Annotated in this window: 16 protein-coding genes; 12 read left to right on the plus strand and 4 right to left on the minus strand. The window is 49.7% G+C overall.

What is annotated here, in order from left to right:
• Positions 1-142 precede the first annotated feature (142 nt).
• The 4 genes from JL719_RS10230 to JL719_RS10245 form a co-directional block, all read right to left on the minus strand.
• On the minus strand, positions 143-532 hold the full coding sequence (locus JL719_RS10230; protein WP_033156525.1) for a type II toxin-antitoxin system PemK/MazF family toxin: 390 nt from the start codon (positions 530-532) through the stop codon (positions 143-145).
• Positions 526-780: an AbrB/MazE/SpoVT family DNA-binding domain-containing protein gene (locus JL719_RS10235; protein ID WP_033156524.1), complete on the minus strand. Its 255-nt coding sequence runs from the start codon at positions 778-780 to the stop codon at positions 526-528. Before JL719_RS10235 ends, JL719_RS10230 begins: the two co-directional genes overlap by 7 nt.
• Positions 781-1009: 229 nt before the next feature.
• Positions 1010-2293 carry a DUF2130 domain-containing protein gene (locus JL719_RS10240; protein ID WP_033156523.1) on the minus strand — a complete coding sequence of 428 codons (1284 nt, stop codon included), beginning with the start codon at positions 2291-2293 and terminating at the stop codon, positions 1010-1012.
• Positions 2294-2420: 127 nt separating this feature from the next.
• Complete coding sequence (locus JL719_RS10245; RefSeq protein ID WP_033156522.1) at positions 2421-4013, minus strand: SulP family inorganic anion transporter; 1593 nt, start codon at positions 4011-4013, stop codon at positions 2421-2423.
• 343 nt (positions 4014-4356) lie between these two features.
• On the opposite strand from JL719_RS10245, the gene pgaB reads away from it, so the two are divergent.
• The 12 genes from pgaB (at position 4357) to JL719_RS10305 (ending at position 17279) form a co-directional block, all read left to right on the plus strand.
• On the plus strand, positions 4357-6270 hold the full coding sequence (pgaB, locus tag JL719_RS10250) for a poly-beta-1,6-N-acetyl-D-glucosamine N-deacetylase PgaB (protein WP_225893088.1): 1914 nt from the start codon (positions 4357-4359) through the stop codon (positions 6268-6270).
• A 7-nt stretch (positions 6271-6277) separates the two neighbouring features.
• Complete coding sequence (gene pgaC, locus JL719_RS10255; protein ID WP_174843453.1) at positions 6278-7624, plus strand: poly-beta-1,6-N-acetyl-D-glucosamine synthase; 1347 nt, start codon at positions 6278-6280, stop codon at positions 7622-7624.
• Positions 7621-8055 (plus strand): poly-beta-1,6-N-acetyl-D-glucosamine biosynthesis protein PgaD, encoded by a 435-nt coding sequence (gene pgaD / locus JL719_RS10260; RefSeq protein ID WP_033156520.1) that lies wholly within the window; start codon positions 7621-7623, stop codon positions 8053-8055. Before pgaC ends, pgaD begins: the two co-directional genes overlap by 4 nt.
• An 81-nt stretch (positions 8056-8136) precedes the next feature.
• On the plus strand, positions 8137-8661 hold the full coding sequence (locus JL719_RS10265; protein WP_033156519.1) for a glycine cleavage system transcriptional repressor: 525 nt from the start codon (positions 8137-8139) through the stop codon (positions 8659-8661).
• 4 nt (positions 8662-8665) lie between these two features.
• Positions 8666-9136: a peroxiredoxin gene (locus tag JL719_RS10270; protein ID WP_033156518.1), complete on the plus strand. Its 471-nt coding sequence runs from the start codon at positions 8666-8668 to the stop codon at positions 9134-9136.
• Between the two features lie 191 nt (positions 9137-9327).
• Positions 9328-9567: an OadG family protein gene (locus JL719_RS10275; protein WP_033156517.1), complete on the plus strand. Its 240-nt coding sequence runs from the start codon at positions 9328-9330 to the stop codon at positions 9565-9567.
• Positions 9568-9620: 53 nt separating this feature from the next.
• Complete coding sequence (gene oadA, locus JL719_RS10280) at positions 9621-11426, plus strand: sodium-extruding oxaloacetate decarboxylase subunit alpha (protein WP_033156516.1); 1806 nt, start codon at positions 9621-9623, stop codon at positions 11424-11426.
• A gap of 142 nt (positions 11427-11568) precedes the next feature.
• Positions 11569-12696, plus strand: coding sequence for a sodium ion-translocating decarboxylase subunit beta (locus tag JL719_RS10285; protein WP_033156515.1), 1128 nt, complete (start codon positions 11569-11571; stop codon positions 12694-12696).
• 14 nt (positions 12697-12710) lie between these two features.
• Positions 12711-13937, plus strand: coding sequence for a glycosyltransferase (locus JL719_RS10290; protein WP_033156514.1), 1227 nt, complete (start codon positions 12711-12713; stop codon positions 13935-13937).
• A 15-nt stretch (positions 13938-13952) separates the two neighbouring features.
• Positions 13953-15026, plus strand: a complete 1074-nt coding sequence (locus JL719_RS10295; protein WP_033156513.1) for a glycosyltransferase — start codon at positions 13953-13955, stop codon at positions 15024-15026.
• Positions 15023-15901 (plus strand): glycosyltransferase family 2 protein, encoded by an 879-nt coding sequence (locus JL719_RS10300; RefSeq protein WP_033156512.1) that lies wholly within the window; start codon positions 15023-15025, stop codon positions 15899-15901. The genes JL719_RS10295 and JL719_RS10300 overlap by 4 nt, the downstream gene beginning before the upstream one ends.
• 88 nt (positions 15902-15989) lie before the next feature.
• A complete protein-coding gene (locus JL719_RS10305; RefSeq protein ID WP_033156511.1) occupies positions 15990-17279 on the plus strand; it encodes a lipopolysaccharide biosynthesis protein in 1290 nt (429 codons plus the stop codon).
• The last annotated feature ends 22 nt before the right edge of the window (positions 17280-17301 follow it).

The following is a 17301-nucleotide window of genomic DNA, read 5'->3' on the forward strand; positions in this document are numbered from 1 at the left end:
GGGAATGCTATCTTGGAAGCTCTAGCTTCCTATCTACAGCCAGACTGGAAGCCGGAGCTTCCAAGACCGGGGTTCCCAAGCTGGAGCTTGGGAACCAGAGCCACCAGAGCCAGATCACCGCTCAATCCGGCACATCGGTAGATCAGCCGGGGCCGACTTGAATAATCTGATTCAGTTGCTCGCAAACCTGAGTGAACAAATCGCCCGGCAAGACCTTGAGCGGATGCGGTTTGGCTTTGCGCAAGCGCCAGTCAAAGGATTTGGGTTGGTGGCAGAGCACATAGCTGGTTTGTTCGGCTTTGCGGCCGCCGGCTTTGCCGACAGCGACCGCAAATGGATTGTCAGCGTTATAGGCGGCAGTTGTCATTGGCAGGCCGATCACCAGCGAGGTTTTTTCGTTGAAAATGCTTGGTGAAAGCACTAAAAACGGATGGATGTCGCGCATTTCCTGGCCGACTTGCGGATTGCAATCGATCCAGATGATGTCTTGCCTTTCCGGCACCCAGGCCGCTGTTTGCTTGTGGCTTACCAACGTTCGGCACCGATTGCTTCCGCGGTTGCCATGGCTTCGCCGCTGTGCCGCTCGGGATCGAAACGGGCCAAACGTTGTTCCAACGTTAAAGCTTCGTCGGCTAACGGGGTGATAATCACCTTGTCATCTTCAACGGATACCCGTACTCGTTGATGGTTGTGCAAATGGGCTGCTTTGGCAATAGCCGCCGGTAGGCGCACGCCCAGGTTATTACCCCATTGTTTGATGTCGAGTATGGCTTCGGTCATGATGTTTCTCTGGAATGTTTAAACGTGAGTATAAACATGGTTTTATATTCGGGTCAATTTTGTGAATATATCTAGTCCTCTAGTTCCCAAGCTCCAGCTTGGGAATGTGATCTCGGAAGCTCTAGCTTCCTATCCCCAGTCAGATTGGAAGCTGGAGCTTCCAAGGCCTGAGTTCCCAAGCGGGAGCTTGGGAACCAGACGAAACCAGATCGACCGGCTGGTCGATAGGTCACTCCAATTCCCCATCCATCTCTAACGCCCGCATCTCCAAGCCTTCGATTTCTTGTAACGATTTGCCGGCAATCCCTTGCAAGTCGCCGTACATGCCGACTGTGGCGTTCATCACCCGCTCAATTTGCGCTTCGCGTTTGGCCCATTGTTTCAGGATGGCTTTGCGCTCTTTGTCCAAGTCTTCCTGCATGGTGGAGAAGGCTTCGACGATGGCTTCGACCCGTTGCCGAAAGCGCGGGCCGGTTAAATATTCGTAGACCAAAGCAGTTTTGCCGTGCTGGCCTTCGGCGGCGAGGCGGGCCAAACCGATTTCCAGCAGGGTGTGGCGCAGGATAGTGGCGACCGGCAGGGCGGCGCGGGGGCTAGTGACCCAAACGCCGTCGATGACGTCGAAGGTTTCCACGTCCTTGGGCAAGGCATGGCTGACGATGACCGCCAATTCGGCTTTGGCGGCGCGCTGGTCTTCGCGCAGCTTCACCAGCCAGCCGTCGCTCCAGTTTTTGGTGCGCTTGGATTCCCACAAAATGTTGCCGGCCGGGGTGCCGTTCGGGCCGTTGACCCGTTGCAACACGTCGCCGCCGAATTCGCCCTTGGCAACCGGTTCGATATTGTCGAACGGAAACTTGGCGCGCAGCAGGTTTTCCAATTCCAGTTCCTGCACTTCGCCTTGCAGTTGCTGCGAGCCTTGTTCGGCTTTTTGTTTCAGTTCCTCGATTTTTTGCTGCATCGAGGCGATGGTTTGGTCCTTTTCCATCACCCGCAGTTTCAGGCCTTCCTCGGCTTCGCGTTTAGCTTGGCTGCGCACTTCAGCCAGATTGGTTTGCACGCGCTTTTCGATGGTCAGTTCCAGCTCGCGTTTGGCGTCGTCCAGTTCGCGCTGCTTTTTAATCAACTCGGCTTGGGCTTGCTGGGCTTCGGCCAGTTTGGCGTCGCGAACTTTCAACACTTCGTGCAAGTCGGCTAATTCGCGGTTCTTGCGTTCCAGTTCGGCGGCAGCGGCTTGTTTGGCTTTACGGGTTTCTTCCTCGATCACCCGCTGGCGCTCGGCTTGCAGTTGCTTGGCAACTTGCTCTGCGACTTGATCGTCCAGGCCGCGCTTGGCTTCGGCCAGTTGTTTTTCCTGATCTTTGATACCCTGTTCGCGCAAGGCAATCGCTTGGTCTTTTTGTTGTAGCTGTTGCTCAAACTGTTTACGGGTGGCAGCAATTAGCGGCGCGGCCAGCGATTCGGTCAACGGTACTTGCGTGCTGCAATTGGGGCAGGTGATGGTGGCTTCGGTCATGTTTAGGGGCTTTATATAGAGATTCGGAATACGCAGGTATTGGCGCCGGACACACTTGGCATTTTGACCCCGGCATCCGTGCCGGGTCAGGATTTACTGGGTTTGATGGATGGGCGCAAGCCGATATTTATCTACGCTGTCTAGCGGCTAAAGCATGGTCGCCCAAGGATTTCAGGTCGGCCAGCCCATGAATTTCGCAGCGTCCGCCGCGAGCGATATAGTCTTCCCGGTAATGGGCGATAAACTCCATCACGGTGTGGTCGATCAAGTCGGTGGCGCTTAAATCGAAGATCACGGTTTGGCCGTCGGCCAGGCTGGCTACCTGGCTTTTTAAGGCCAGAAAGTTGGAGAACAAAGCCGCACCGCTGACTTTAACAATCCAGCTGTTTGGTCCGTTGGCTTGCAGTTTAAAAGATATAGACAGCAAATTACCCAAGGGCACGCCGCGGCCGATGTGCAGCAACAATTTGGCGGCGATGCCGATCAGCACGCCGACTAACAGATTGGTGGCCAGAATCGCGAGAATGGTAATCACGAACAAAGCCAGTTGTTCCTTGCCCAGATCCATGCTTTTGGCAAAGGCTTGCGGCGAAGCCAAGCGATAGCCGGTATAAACCAGTAGCGCGGCCAGCGAAGCCAACGGTATGGTCGAGATCAAGTCTGGAAACAGCAACACAAACAGCAAGACGAAGCCGCCGTGAAAAAAATTAGCCCAGCTGCTGCGGCCGCCGGCGTCTATGTTGGCTGAGCTGCGGACGATTTCCGCAATCATCGGTAAACCGCCGATCATGCCGGAAACAACGTTGCCGATACCGACCGCACGTAATTCCTTGTTCAAGTCAGAGTAGCGTTTTTCCGGGTCGAGCTTGTCAACAGCTGCAGCGCTGAGCAAGCTTTCCAGGCTGCCCACCAGGCAGATTGAAATCACGCTTTCCCAAAACGCCAAGGCACTCAGTTTGCCAAAATCCGGCAGGTAAAAACTGGCCAACAGACTGTCCGGGAAAGTCACCAGAAAATGCGATGCAAACAAAACATCTTTAGGAACGATGAATGCTTCGCCCGGCTGCAATTGGTCGAGCTGGAATAGATGGCCGAGCAGGATGCCGGAGGCGATGACGATAATCGGCGCCGGAATCTTGCGCAGCAAAGGCTGGTGAATCTGCGGCCAGCCGATCAACACCACCATGCCGGCCAGTGCAATCAGGCCGATTTGCGGCATGAAGTAAATCAGGCTGTGCGGCAAGGCGGCGATGCCGGACAGGATGCTGGCACCTTGGCTTTGCACGCCGGCCATCACCGGCAATTGTTTGCTGATGATGATAATGCCAATCGCCGCCAGCATGCCGTGTACCACCGAAGCCGGAAAAAATGCCGCCAAGCGGCCGGCTTTGAAGTAACCCAGCACGGTTTGCAAGGCGCCGGCAATGACGATTGCCGCCAAGGTGTAGCGGTAGCCGGCCATTGCATCGCCGTCGCCGAGGGTTTGCACCGAGGTCAGAATCACTACGATCAAGCCGGCCGCCGGGCCGGTAATAGTGAGTTGCGCGCCGCCGATGCGCGATACCAGCAAGCCACCGACGATGGCGGAAATGATGCCGGCCATCGGTGGAAAGCCGGAGGCGACGGCGATACCCAGGCACAAGGGCAAGGCGATCAGGAATACCAAAAAGCCGGCGGTAAGGTCTTGCCGCCAATAATTTGCTAGCGAGGGTTTTTGCATGAATTCTCCGGGTAGGTCGCATGGCCCGATACGCACGCAGTTAAACGGGCAATGAATTGGATGAGGTTTTTATTCAATCATAACCAGTTTTTTCCGAACGTTATGAAGTTTGTGGGCGGATGCCCGTTCCGGCTTTTTGTTACGGGTATGGCTAAGCGGGTATTGAAGGCCGCAGTGGCAGGTTGGTTTTAACGTTTGCCTAGGCCTGCGACAGTACGTCGCACGGACAAATAAAACGGGCCTAGCCTGATGATTCGGGTAAAATGCGCCGGCCAATTCTGGTCTTTTTTTAACACTGAGAACTAGCTGTTTCCAGTTTCTTTTCCCGCTTAAATTAATAAATATGCACATTGTTGCTCGTGTAATTTTTGTCTTTTTCTGTTTGTTTGCCCAGCCCTTGCTGGCCGCCGATTCGGGTAACTCCAGCTTTCTGGTATTAAATTATCACGACATTCTCGAAGAAGAAGAGCGGGTGCCGCCATTTGATCGGATCGCGGTCAACAAAGACCATTTGGCCGATCATTTTGCCTGGTTGAAGCAGAATAACTATCACGTTATCAGCGTCCAGGATTTGCTGGATTGCATGAAGGGCGACAAGGTGTTGCCGACTAAAGCCGTGATGTTGACCTTTGACGACGGCTACCTGAGTTTTTATACCCGGGCCATGCCTTTGCTGAAAAAATACAAGTATCCGGCCACCTTGGCGGTAGTCGGTTCTTGGCTGGAGCAGCAGAATGTGCCCGGCGTTAAACCGTTAATGACGCCGGCGCAGATTCGCGAAGTGGCGGACAGCGGTCTGGTCGAGATTGCGTCGCACACCTATGATTTACATCACGGCATCGTCGCCAATCCGCAAGGCAATCAGCAAAGCGCAGTGACTTCGCGTTTGTACAGCAACGAATACGACGAATACGAGAAAGACGAGGACTATCGCAAACGGATTTTCCAGGAAGTGGATAAAAGCTCCGAGCGTTTGTTTCAGATATTGGGCAAGCGGCCGCGGGTGATGGTGTGGCCTTACGGCGAATATAACGCGATTGCGCTGGAAGCCACGAAATTGGCTGGCATGCGATTGACCATGGGGCTAAACGACGGCGCCAATACCCTGGCCGATGCGTATGTGATGAAGCGGATGATGATCACCGACGACGTCAACGCCAAACAGTTCGGTGAAATCGTCAAAAATCAGCGCGTGGGCCAGGAATTGCGGGTCGCGCACGTGGATATGGATTACATCTACGACGATGACGAAGAGCAGACCGAGAAGAATTTGGCCTTGGTGGTGGAGAGAATTAAAGCCAGCGGCGCCAATACGGTTTATCTGCAAGCCTATTCCGACCCGGACGGCGACGGTAATGCCGACAAGCTGTATTTCCCTAATCGGCATCTGCCGGTGCGCCGGGACATGTTTAATCATGTGACCTTGCAATTGCGCACGCGGGCAGGCGTGAGAGTGTATGCCTGGATGCCGATCATGGCCTATAAAGCCGATGTGCCGCTGAAATGGTACGTGAAAGAATGGCGCGACGGCGAGCCGCAGCTATCCCGGCATATCTACACGCGGTTGTCGCCGTTTAACCCGGAAGCGCGGCAGTTTGTCGGCGAGATATATGAAGATCTGGCCAAGCATTGCGACTTTAACGGCATTCTGTTTCACGACGACGGGATTTTGTCGGATTTTGAAGACGTCTCGCCGTTGGCGATGGACTTCAGTCGTAACGTCTGGGGCATGCCGGCCGAGTTCGACAAGATCCACGCATCCAGCGAGTTACGCTTGCGTTGGGCGCAGCATAAAACCGAGTTGATCGGTCAGTTCACCGATTATTTGACCGACAAGGTCCGGTTCTACCGGCCTTACATCAAAACTGCCCGCAATTTTTATTCGTTGCCGCTGTTAAAGCCTTATAGCGAAGAATGGTATGCGCAATCGTTCCCGGCATTTTTAAAGCATTACGACTACGTGGCGGTAGAAGCGATGCCTTTCATGGAAGAGGCGGAAAATCCCAAACAATGGTTGATAGAGTTGGTGGAAAAGACCGCGCAATATCCGGACGGATTGGACAAGATGGTGTTCGAGTTGCAGGCGGTTAATTGGAAAACCAAGCAGGATATTGCGATGCCGGTGTTTACCGAGCAATTCGAGTTATTGAAAAAGCACGGCGCCAAGCATATCGGTTATTACCCGGATAATGTGTTTAACGATCAGCCGAAGTTGGCCGAGCTGAAAAAATTCTTCCCGGTTTCGAGAAAGGATTAAACGATACATGGAAAACTTGCTAGACCAAGCCTGGGTGCAGCAGTTTATCGACTGGTGGTTGATTACCCTGGAATATTTGCAGGAAGTGCCGTGGTGGCAGTTCAACGAATGGCTGTCGCGCTTTGTGTTTTATTATCCGCTGCTAATGGCCTATGTCTGGATGTTGGGCGGCATGATTTATTACGTGCGTTGGGAGCGGAATCGCGGGAATGTGTTGTCCGATCTGCCGCAGTTACCCGAATACCCGTCCGTGTCGATTCTGATTCCTTGCTACAACGAAGGTGAGAATGTCCGGGAGACCATCGAATATCTGCTGCATCAGGAATATCCCAACTACGAAATCATTGCGATCAACGACGGTAGTAAGGACAACACGCTGGACATTTTGCACGAACTGGCCGACCAGCACCCACAAATTCGGGTGGTCAATTTAGCCAGCAATCAAGGCAAGGCGGTGGGTTTACGCACCGCGGCATTATTAGCCAATAGCGAAATTTTGATCGGGATTGACGGCGATGCCTTGCTGGCGCCGAATGCGACGGCCTGGATCGTCCGGCATTTCCTGGAAGATCCGCATGTCGGCGCGGTGACCGGTAATCCGCGTATCCGCAACCGTTCCACTTTGCTGGGCAAAATTCAGGTTGGGGAGTTTTCCGCTATCGTTGGGATGATCAAGCGTGCGCAGCGTTCTTATGGGCATGTATTTACCATTTCCGGAGTGATTGCCGGTTTCCGGAAAACTGCCTTGCACGATGTGGGCTATTGGAGTCCGGACATGGTGACCGAAGACATCGACATTAGCTGGAAGCTACAGCTGGCCGGCTGGGCGATTCGTTTCGAGCCGAATGCCTTGTGTTGGGTGTTGATGCCGGAAACGCTAAACGGCTTGTGGAAACAGCGCAGCCGCTGGGCGCAAGGTGGAGTCGAGGTCTTGCTGCGTTATTTCCGGCCGCTGTTTAGCTGGCGTTCCCGTGGTATGTGGCCACTGTATCTGGAATGCTGCATCAGTTTGACCTGGGCGTTTCTGGTGGTAGCGATGCTGGCGCTGGTGCCGTTCGAGTGGCTTAGTAGCGAACCGCAGGAGGCGCTGGAAGATTTATCGCCGCATTGGACCAGTATGTTGTTATGCGTCACCTGTTTGATTCAGTTTGCCGTCAGTTTAACTATCGATTCCAGTTACGAGCGTAAGAGCGGCGGCTCCGCGCAGCATTATTACTGGATGATTTGGTATCCGATTGTCTATTGGCTAATCAATGTCGGTACCACGATTAACGGCTGCATCAAGGCTTTACGCAAAAAGCGCGGCCAGCGGGCGGTGTGGGTAACCTTGGATAGAGGCTTGAGGCAGAAATGAAAGACATCATCATCAACCAACCGCATCTACAAAGTTTCCGGCAAAAATGCGGTTCGGCGTTTATGTCGGTCTTGAGTTGGGTGCTTTGGTTGTACTTTTTGTGGCCCCTATTTACGCTCGGCGCCTGGTTGATGGGTTTGAAAAGCCTGTCCGACGAGATCCGCTGGTTCGGGGGTTATAAAACGCTGTTGGAATTGTTGCAGTTGTACGGCGAGATCGTGGTGATCATTGCCGGCATCTGGTTGTTTTGGACTTTGTATTTGTCCTGGTTGCATGCCAGCGTCGCTCCGAAGCGGACCGCGCCTGTCACTGATCAACAGTTGGCGGTGGCGTTTAAAGTCGATGAAGCCTTGGTATTGAAGGCTCGGGCCGGCAAAAAAGTAACCGTGCACTTCGATAATCACGCGGTGATTACCGAGATAGATTCATAGTAGTCCGGATTGCTGGGTTGCGGTTCTGCTTTTCGCGGCGTTGATGTTACACTGCGCTAGGCGTATTCAAGGACTTACATTATGCAACTTGCAATCACAGTGTTGGGCGGCAAGTCCAACGGTTTTATCGCGGAAATCCTCTCGGCCCTGAGTGCCTGTCAATGCAGTGTCGTGGAACTGCGCACGTCCAACCTGACCCAAATCACTGCGGCTTATCTGCTGATAGCCGGCAATTGGAATCATATCGCCAAGCTGGAAGGTATGCTGGAAGCGATAAAAGTTCGATTCGAAATTCAGATGAGTTTTTTACGGCCGGATGAAATCCCGCCAGTATTGGAGGGGGTGCCTTACACATTGGAAACCATTTCCATGGATAAAAACGACGTACTGTTCGCGGTGACTTCGTTTTTATTGGACAGAGGCATTTCTATCGAAGAAGTGACTGCCAGCCGCCATCAAGCGGCGTTTTTTAACACGCCGGTGTTCTCCACCAAATATGTATTGCTGGTGCCGCCGGAAGTGCGCATTTTATCGCTGCGTGAAGAATTTCTGGATTTTTGCGACAGCTTGAACATCGACGCTATTCTCGAACCCATCAAAAGGTGATCTGATGACCTTAGCTACTCTCGGCTCCGCCGTTCCCGATTTTGAAATTGCCGCAACCGGCGGAAAAACCGTCAAACTGAGCGACTATCGCGGCAAAAAAGTCGTTTTATATTTTTATCCTAAGGACAACACCCCCGGCTGTACCCAGGAAGGTCAAGGCTTTAGGGATAATATCGAACAGTTCAATCAATTAAATGCCGTTATCCTCGGTGTATCCCGTGATAGCGTGAAAATGCACGAGGGATTTAAATGTAAACAAGAGTTTCCGTTTGATTTGTTATCAGATCAGGACGAGAGCCTTTGCAATTTATTTGATGTCATCAAAATGAAAAACATGTACGGCAAGCAAGTGCGGGGTATAGAGCGCAGCACTTTCCTGATCGACGAAGCAGGTGTGTTGGTCAAGGAGTGGCGTAAGGTGCAGGTTAAAGCCCATATTGCCGAGGTGTTGAGCTATTTGCAATCGGCCGCTTAATAAATCGGCGCCAGTCCATCCTCATTGATGATCTTATTCAGTTAGCGTCAGACTACTTAAGACGACCGTCTAATAATCTTGTTTTGCCTTACGCCGGCTAGGGCAATTAAACCCTGCGCCCCGCTCAGGATTGTTTAATCCGGTGGTTTTGGCGATAATGAACACAGTTTTTAATCATTTGGACGAAACACATGAACGAAATGCTGTCCTCAGGGATTGAGCTGATGTTGATAGGCATGGGTATGGTTTACGCATTTTTGGCCATGTTGATCGTGGCTATCAATGTGATGTCCCGGCTGGTACGCCGCTATTTTCCGGAAATGCCTGCCAAGTTTTCGGATCAACCTGTCGTGGCAGGCAACGATAAAGCCGTTATCGCTGCTATTACCGCAGCTGTTCATCAGTACCGCAAAAAACATAAACACGGATAATCATACCCACAAGGTAGCAGTGCTCGGCCCAAAAACGTCATTAGGAGAAAAGAGTGGAAAAGGTAAATAAGCCCCTAGGAATTACTGAGGTGGTATTACGTGACGCCCATCAGTCAATTCTGGCGACCCGGCTACGTATCGAAGACATGTTGCCAATTTGCGAGCAGCTTGATCAAATCGGTTACTGGTCTATCGAATCCTGGGGGGGCGCCACCTTTGATGCGTGTATTCGCTATTTGGGCGAAGATCCTTGGGAGCGTTTACGGCTGTTAAAAAAAGCCATGCCCAATACCCCGCAACAAATGCTGTTCCGCGGGCAAAATATTTTGGGCTACCGGCATTATGCGGACGATGTGGTCGATAAATTCGTCGAGCGTTGCGTGGTCAACGGTATAGACGTATTTCGGATTTTCGATGCGATGAACGATATGCGCAATATCGACCGCGCCATCAAAGCCGTGCTACATACCGATGCCCATGCCCAAGGCACTATTTCCTACACCACCAGTCCGGTGCATACCATCAAGAAATGGGTTGAGCAGGGCAAGCAAATTGAGGACATGGGTGCGCACTCTATCTGTATCAAGGATATGGCCGGTTTGTTGACGCCTTACGATGCTTACGAGCTGATCAGCAAACTAAAAAAAGCCGTGGCGATTCCAATCCATATGCAATGCCACGCTACCACCGGTTTAAGTGTCGGTACATACATCAAGGCTGTTGAGGCAGGCGTCGACAATGTCGATACCGCCATCTCGTCGTTGAGCATGACCTACGGTCACAGCCCCACTGAAACCATAGTGGCGGCCATGGCCGGCCAAAAGCGCGAAACCGGTCTGGATTTAGCCAAGCTGGAAAAAATCGCCGCTTATTTCCGAGAAGTGCGCAAAAAATATGCGCAATTTGAAGGCAGCCTAAAAGGCGTGGATGGCCGGATTTTGGTCTCGCAAGTGCCGGGCGGCATGCTAACCAATATGGAAAGTCAATTGCGGGAGCAGGGCGCGGCAGATCGTTTCGATGCGGTGCTGCAGGAAATTCCGTTAGTGCGTAAAGACCTGGGTTACATCCCGCTGGTCACGCCCACTTCGCAAATTGTCGGTACTCAGGCCGTGTTGAATGTGCTAGCCGGCGAGCGCTACAAAACGATCAGCAAGGAAACCGCCGGTGTATTGAAAGGCGAATACGGCGCAACGCCAGCCCCAGTCGATAAAGAATTGCAGGCGCGCGTGCTGAACGGCGCCGAACCGATCACATGCCGACCGGCGGATTTGCTGGAAGCCGAGATGGACAAACTGGTGGCAGATGTAAAAGCCAAAGCCGCGGCGGAAGGCGTGAAACTGGCCGACAGTGTTGAAGAAGATGCGCTTATTGATGGTTTGTTTGCGCAAGTCGGCTGGAAATTCATTCAAAACCGCGGTAACCCGGAGGCTTTTGAACCTAAACCGGGAGCAGAGAGCGCGACAGCGTCAGTGCCCGCCGTTACCCAGAAAGCCGTGGTCGCAGAGACCTACACTGTTAACGTCGACGGCAAAAACTATCACGTAGCGGTGGCATCCGGCGGTGCCGACTTAGTCGTTAAACCGGTTACAGTACAGTCCGTTTTGGACAGCGGCCCCATGTTGGCAGCCACTGCGCCTATCGTCAGCGGCAGTGGTGTTGTGGAATCGCCGCTGGCTGGCGTGGTGCTTAAAGTCAATGTCAATGTAGGCTCTCATCTCTCCGAAGGCGATGTCGTTTTGATTATGGAAGCGATGAAAATGGAAACTGAGATCCGCGCCAAAGTAGCCGGTATCGTCAGCGCGGTAAACGTTCGTCAGGGGGATTCCGTGGCGGTCGGCGATGTATTGGTCACCTTGTAATATTTCTTATCGTTTAACGTGGTCTCGGGCCGTTAGCTTAGGCCCGGGATCTAAGTAATTCGCTGATCAGCGATTCGCGCCACGCTACTGGCGGGTGCGATGGCGGTGATTCTGATCAAACAACCGATTGAATACATAATCCATGGAAAATCTTAGACTGTTGTGGGAAAGCACGGGTATCTATAACGTTACCGGGCCGCAAGTCATTATGATGGCGGTGGGGTTTTTGCTGTTGTATCTGGCTATCAAAAAAGGCTTTGAACCTTTGCTGCTATTGCCGATAGGATTTGGCGCGGTGCTGAGCAACATTCCGGTGGCCGGCATGATAGACGAAGGCGGCATCCTTTATTACCTATATGGTGGTATCAAGGCAGGCATCTTTCCGCTACTGATTTTTATGGGCGTCGGGGCGATGACCGATTTCGGCCCGATGTTGGCTAACCCTAAAACTTTGTTTTTAGGGGCCGCCGCCCAATTCGGGATATTCGCGACTCTATTCGGCGCGTTGGCGTTGAATGCCGTTCCAGGTATGGATTTTACGCTTAAGCAGGCGGCGGCGATTGCCATCATCGGTGGTGCTGACGGCCCCACTGCGATCTATGTGGCTTCCAAATTGGCTCCGGAATTGTTGGGAGCGATTGCGGTGGCCGCGTATTCTTACATGGCATTAGTACCCTTGATTCAACCGCCCATTATGCGCGCGCTGACCAGCGAGCAAGAGCGGCGGATAGAAATGCAACAACTTAGAGTGGTTAGCAAGGCCGAGAAAATCGTATTTCCTTTGATGTTGCTGGTGTTGACCGCCATGTTGCTGCCTTCTGCTGCACCGCTGGTGGGCATGTTTTGTTTGGGTAACTTGATGAACGCCAGCGGCGTGGTCGAAAGACTGAGTAAAACCGCGCAAAACGAATTGATCAATATAGTCACGATATTCCTGGGTTTGTCGGTCGGCTCCAAGCTGAGTGCCGAGGCGTTTTTGAAAATGGAGACACTGGGTATTTTAGGCCTGGGCGCAGTCGCTTTTTCTATCGGTACTGCAAGTGGTGTGCTGATGGCCAAAGTCATGAACCGTTTCAGCAGTACGCCTATCAATCCGTTGATTGGTGCTGCCGGCGTTTCCGCCGTGCCCATGGCAGCGCGGGTGGCTAATAAAATTGGTTTGGAAAGTAACCCGCACAACTTTTTGTTAATGCACGCGATGGGACCGAATGTGGCTGGTGTGATCGGCTCAGCAGTCGCGGCGGGCGTGTTGTTGAGTTTGGTTCGTTAGCGCCAAAACTCTGTATGAGTGCCCTGTCAGCCAAGGACCAGCCGATTAAGGTGCTTTGGCTGACATCAAGTTATCCACGCAGTAAAGACGACAGTGCATCGGTTTTCTTGCGCTATTTGGCGGAAGCTCTGGCAAACCAGAAAGTTAATCTTTATATCCTCTCACCGGATCATCCGGAAGCAATCCCTACTACGCAGCCTGACGGCATAGTTTGTCGCCATTTTCGTTATTTTTGGCCGCGTAAGTGGCAAATGTTAGCTTACGGCTCAGGGATTTTACCCAACTTGCGAACCGCGCCTTGGTTGTTGTTGCAGGTGCCTTTTTTCATTCTGTCTATGTTTATTACTGCGGCCGCGATTATGGTTGCCCGCCGGCCGTCGTTGATACACGCCCACTGGATTTTCCCGCAAGGCACGGTAGCGGTATTGTTAGGCAAGCTGTTCAAAATCCCGGTGTTGGTGACCGCGCACGGTGGTGACGCTTTTGCGTTGCGAGGTAGCGTTTTAGGGGCTATCAAACGCTGGACCATAAAGCATTGCGCAGCTTGGACCAGCAACACCGAAGCCACTGCCGATGCCGTAGGCCCGGATTTGCCCAAGCCGCAGATTATTCCCATGGGCATAGACTATGAAAAATTTGCGGCCGGCAATGCAAAAGCTATTCTCAAGCCAAACAATCAGCAAAAAACAATTCTATTATTTGTCGGGCGCTTGGTTGAAAAAAAAGGCGTGGCCGATCTGATAGTGGCGGTTGCTGATTTGCCTAAAAACCTACTTGATCGCATTGAATTATGGATTATTGGCGATGGCATCGAGCGTGAACGTTTAAAAATGTTAGCGGTTGATTTAAAGATTGAAGATAAGGTGGTTTTTCACGGCAGATTTCCGAACGCCATCTTACCGGACTACTATGCGGCAGCTGATATTTTCATCGCCCCATCAATTGTCGACAGCAATGGCGATACGGAAGGCCAAGGTGTAATTTTATTGGAAGCGATGGCTAGCGGCACTGCTGTGATAAGTACGCGCACTGGTGGCGTTGCCGAAATAATTGAGCATGGAAAAACGGGGTTGTTAGTTGATCCTAAGCAAACAAAATCGCTTTCAAAGGCGATTGAGCAGCTATTGGTGGATGAAACTTTAAGAAAAGGACTGTGCGCATTTGGGAGGCTGGCTGCCGAACCTTATGATTGGAAAGAGATCGCCAGTAAGTTTGTCGCAATTTATAGCCGACAGTCATAGAGTAGTTAAGCGGTAATGAACATCTACTTCCTGTGTAAGCGGTATTACACCAACAAAGATCTAATTCATGATCGCTTTGGGCGGCTTTACCATTTGCCGAAACAATGGGTGACCCATGGTAGCGATGTTTTTGTTGATGCCATTGACTATCGAAATAACACAGAAATAAGCGTTAACGAAGCGGGTGTTTCTTTTCATACCATTCCAGCAACGGCAAGCAAGATACCTCGATTTCTTCTGGATGCCTATCGCAATGCTTGTATTGCCAAACCGGATGTTCTCATCGCAAGTGGCGACATTTACATTGGTTACCTAGGGCTTTGGATAGCAAGAAGACTTGGAGTGCCATTTGTCTACGATGTGTATGATTATTACCCGTCTTTTCGGATCAACCGATTTAAAGGACTCGCTTTGCTGTTTGATCATACGGTTAAGAAAGCCGATTTGGTTTTATGTGCAAGCCAACCTCTGTTACAAAAAGTCCTTACCCAACTTAACCAAAATGCCCTATTAATCGAAAATGGAGTTGATACGGCCTTATTCAATAAAGGTGATCATTTACGGGCCAGACTGGCGATGAAACTGGTGACCGATATTCCATTGGTTGGTTATTTCGGTTCAATTACGCCGTCCCGAGGACCGCTTCTGATCGAAGCCTGTCGACGAGCCAGATCGGCTCTGCCGAATTTGCGTCTTGTATTGGCCGGACGAGTAACGGATGTATGCTTTGACGAGCCGTGGATAGACTATTTTGGTGAGTTGGAACAATCAGACATACCAAAACTTATACAGGCTTGTGACGTGGTATGCGTGCCGTATGCCGATGATACATTCAATAGTATGTCCGGCGCATGCAAGATTGCGGAATACCTTGCTTGCGGAAAACCAGTTGTAGCTACACGGGTTTCCAATCACGAACAGATCTTTAAAGATGCACCGTCATCTATTTGCGATCCCGATACAGTCGATATGGCAAAAGCAATCCTCTCACAGCTTCAGACCCCAGAAATAGCTTTGTTTCCAGAAGAGTTAGCTTGGCGATTAATTGGTCAAAAACTTTATGAAGCTTTGACTAAACTTGCCGGATGAAAAATCTTTTTATCGTCATTACCGACTTTAATGGCTACACGCAAACCCGGCGTTGTTTGGAGGCCTTGGCCGCAAGCCAATATCGTACGTTTACTGTTTTGGTAGTCGATCATGGCACCAATGACACCACGCGGATTGGCCTGGCTAAGGATTTTCCAGATGTGATTCGCTTGGAAGGTTCATCCGAACTTTGGTGGACTGGCGCAACCAATTTGGGGATTCGTGCGGCTATAGAGCGTGGCGCGGACTATGTGATGTTGCTAAACGACGATTGCTATGTGGCGCCGGATACTGTGGGTTACCTGGTCCAATCAACTGAAGCATATCCCGAAGCCATTATTGCTCCAGTACAGCGCGATTGGCAAAGCGGACAAATCACGTCTATCAGTCCCAGTACCTGCTTTTTGTTGGGGTTTTCCACGATAACAGGCCCCAAGAAACTCAGCGCTAAGATGCTCACCCAAGATGTTATCCCCGTCAAACTAATCGTTGGCGGCAGAGGAGCGCTAGTTCCCGTTGCGGTATTTAACAAAATAGGCTTGTTCGACGAAAAACGCTTGCCACATTATGGTGCCGACCATGATTTTTATTTACGTGCCAGAAAGCAGCAAATTTCGCTTAATGTAGCGCCTCATGTATTCGTGGATATTGATTCGCATAGCACCAGTCAGGCTAGTAATCCAGCTAGGCTTAGCATTTTTGGATTTATGCATTCTTTGACCAGCACTAGATCCCATCGCAATCTGCGAGATGTTATTACTTTATTCAAGTTTCACTATCCTGTTTCATGGCTATGCCAGCTAGGAGTAGCGCTATATTTTGTCCGCTATTTTCTTGTATATTTATTTAATCGAGCGAGGTATGTTGTTTGGTAATTAAAAGCAATTAATTAATGTATTAAATATTATTCGCTTTAATTTTTTATTGTGTAAACCGGTATTAAAATAATAGCTGGCGAAAAAATTGAGAATTCTTAAAAAATTTATATTTGAGTATAAAGAGAGTATTGTTCTAAGGCGTTTTATAAAGTTATTTAGTGTTGATGGCTTTGTTAAAGCTTCAGGGATAATTTTTTTGCCGATATATCTGCATTTGATGACGCAAGAAGAATACGCTGTATTCAATTATATGTTGTCAGTTATAGGTACTTTTGGGCTAGTTCTTAATTTTGGATTATATGTTTCTCAGATAAAGCTATATCATAGTTTGCGTAGTGAAGAAAGGGCGTCTTTATTGTATACAATTAATGTTATTTTAATTGTTTTTTTAATAATATTTCTTGCTCCATTATACTTTTTTGGTTGGGATGATGTTCTTGTTAAGAGTTTATTTTCTAAATCTATTGCTTATCATCATTATAGATGGCTAATATTAATTGGCATGATAAGCTCAGTGTACTCATGCATGTTATTGTATTTTTTTATGGCGGAGGAGCTTGTTGCTGAGCAACAGTTATATAACCTATCTCGCTTTATAATCGGCACTGTAGTTGGAGTCTGTGCAATGTACTGGTTGTCAGGTGATAAGGCTGATATACGTGCAAAAGCATATTTATTCAGTGAAATATTCGCACTTACATTTTTTTTTCATTTTTATATTAATGTTATGTGTCCAAAGGTAAATTTAGGGTTGGCAGTAAAAGCTTTGAAAATAGGGTTGCCAATAATGGGCTCGGCTATATTGGGGGTTTTTGTTAATTTTTCTGATAAATATTTTATTGAGAAATATTGCTCGTTAGCTGATTTGTCGGTTTACTATTTGTCATTCACTTTAGCGAATATAATTACTATTGTTTTTTCGGCATTCCAAAATGTTTGGCTTCCTTTGTTCTTAAAGGAAAAAGATGTGTCTCTGAATCTGGCTAAAACGAAAAAAACATTTCTAGTTTTAGGTGGAGTGTTTGTTGCTATTGCGCTTTTTATATGGTTTGGTTTGTTTATGGCGATATTCTTTGAAATAATAGATGAAAAATACTCAGGTGTCTTGCGGATTCTACCTTATGCAATGATTACATGTATTATTTCAGGGCTTACCGGTTTATTAAGTAATTATGTTATATACTGGAATATGACTTTTCTGACTATTTTATTCGGTGTGTTTGTTGCGTGCATCAGTTTGCCGCTAAATTATTTTGGATCAAAGCTCTATGGTATTCTAGGGGTTTCAGTTGTTGGTGTGCTTGTAAGCGCAGTGCAGTTTAATTTATATTATATTTTTATTCTAATCAAAAAGAAACAGTACGTGAATATTTGAATATTCGGCTTCGTATTTTCGG

The organism is Methylomonas sp. LW13 (assembly GCF_016865255.1).
Lineage (GTDB): Bacteria > Pseudomonadota > Gammaproteobacteria > Methylococcales > Methylomonadaceae > Methylomonas.

Excerpts from the sequence above, each read along its gene's own strand:
- JL719_RS10235 (WP_033156524.1), bottom strand. The coding sequence starts at position 780 with ATGACCGAAGCCATACTCGACATCAAACAATGGGGTAATAACCTGGGC.
- JL719_RS10240 (WP_033156523.1), bottom strand. The coding sequence starts at position 2,293 with ATGACCGAAGCCACCATCACCTGCCCCAATTGCAGCACGCAAGTACCG.
- JL719_RS10245 (WP_033156522.1), bottom strand. The coding sequence starts at position 4,013 with ATGCAAAAACCCTCGCTAGCAAATTATTGGCGGCAAGACCTTACCGCC.
- pgaB (WP_225893088.1), top strand. The coding sequence starts at position 4,357 with ATGCACATTGTTGCTCGTGTAATTTTTGTCTTTTTCTGTTTGTTTGCC.
- pgaC (WP_174843453.1), top strand. The coding sequence starts at position 6,278 with ATGGAAAACTTGCTAGACCAAGCCTGGGTGCAGCAGTTTATCGACTGG.
- pgaD (WP_033156520.1), top strand. The coding sequence starts at position 7,621 with ATGAAAGACATCATCATCAACCAACCGCATCTACAAAGTTTCCGGCAA.
- JL719_RS10265 (WP_033156519.1), top strand. The coding sequence starts at position 8,137 with ATGCAACTTGCAATCACAGTGTTGGGCGGCAAGTCCAACGGTTTTATC.
- JL719_RS10270 (WP_033156518.1), top strand. The coding sequence starts at position 8,666 with ATGACCTTAGCTACTCTCGGCTCCGCCGTTCCCGATTTTGAAATTGCC.
- JL719_RS10275 (WP_033156517.1), top strand. The coding sequence starts at position 9,328 with ATGAACGAAATGCTGTCCTCAGGGATTGAGCTGATGTTGATAGGCATG.
- JL719_RS10285 (WP_033156515.1), top strand. The coding sequence starts at position 11,569 with ATGGAAAATCTTAGACTGTTGTGGGAAAGCACGGGTATCTATAACGTT.
- JL719_RS10290 (WP_033156514.1), top strand. The coding sequence starts at position 12,711 with ATGAGTGCCCTGTCAGCCAAGGACCAGCCGATTAAGGTGCTTTGGCTG.
- JL719_RS10295 (WP_033156513.1), top strand. The coding sequence starts at position 13,953 with ATGAACATCTACTTCCTGTGTAAGCGGTATTACACCAACAAAGATCTA.
- JL719_RS10300 (WP_033156512.1), top strand. The coding sequence starts at position 15,023 with ATGAAAAATCTTTTTATCGTCATTACCGACTTTAATGGCTACACGCAA.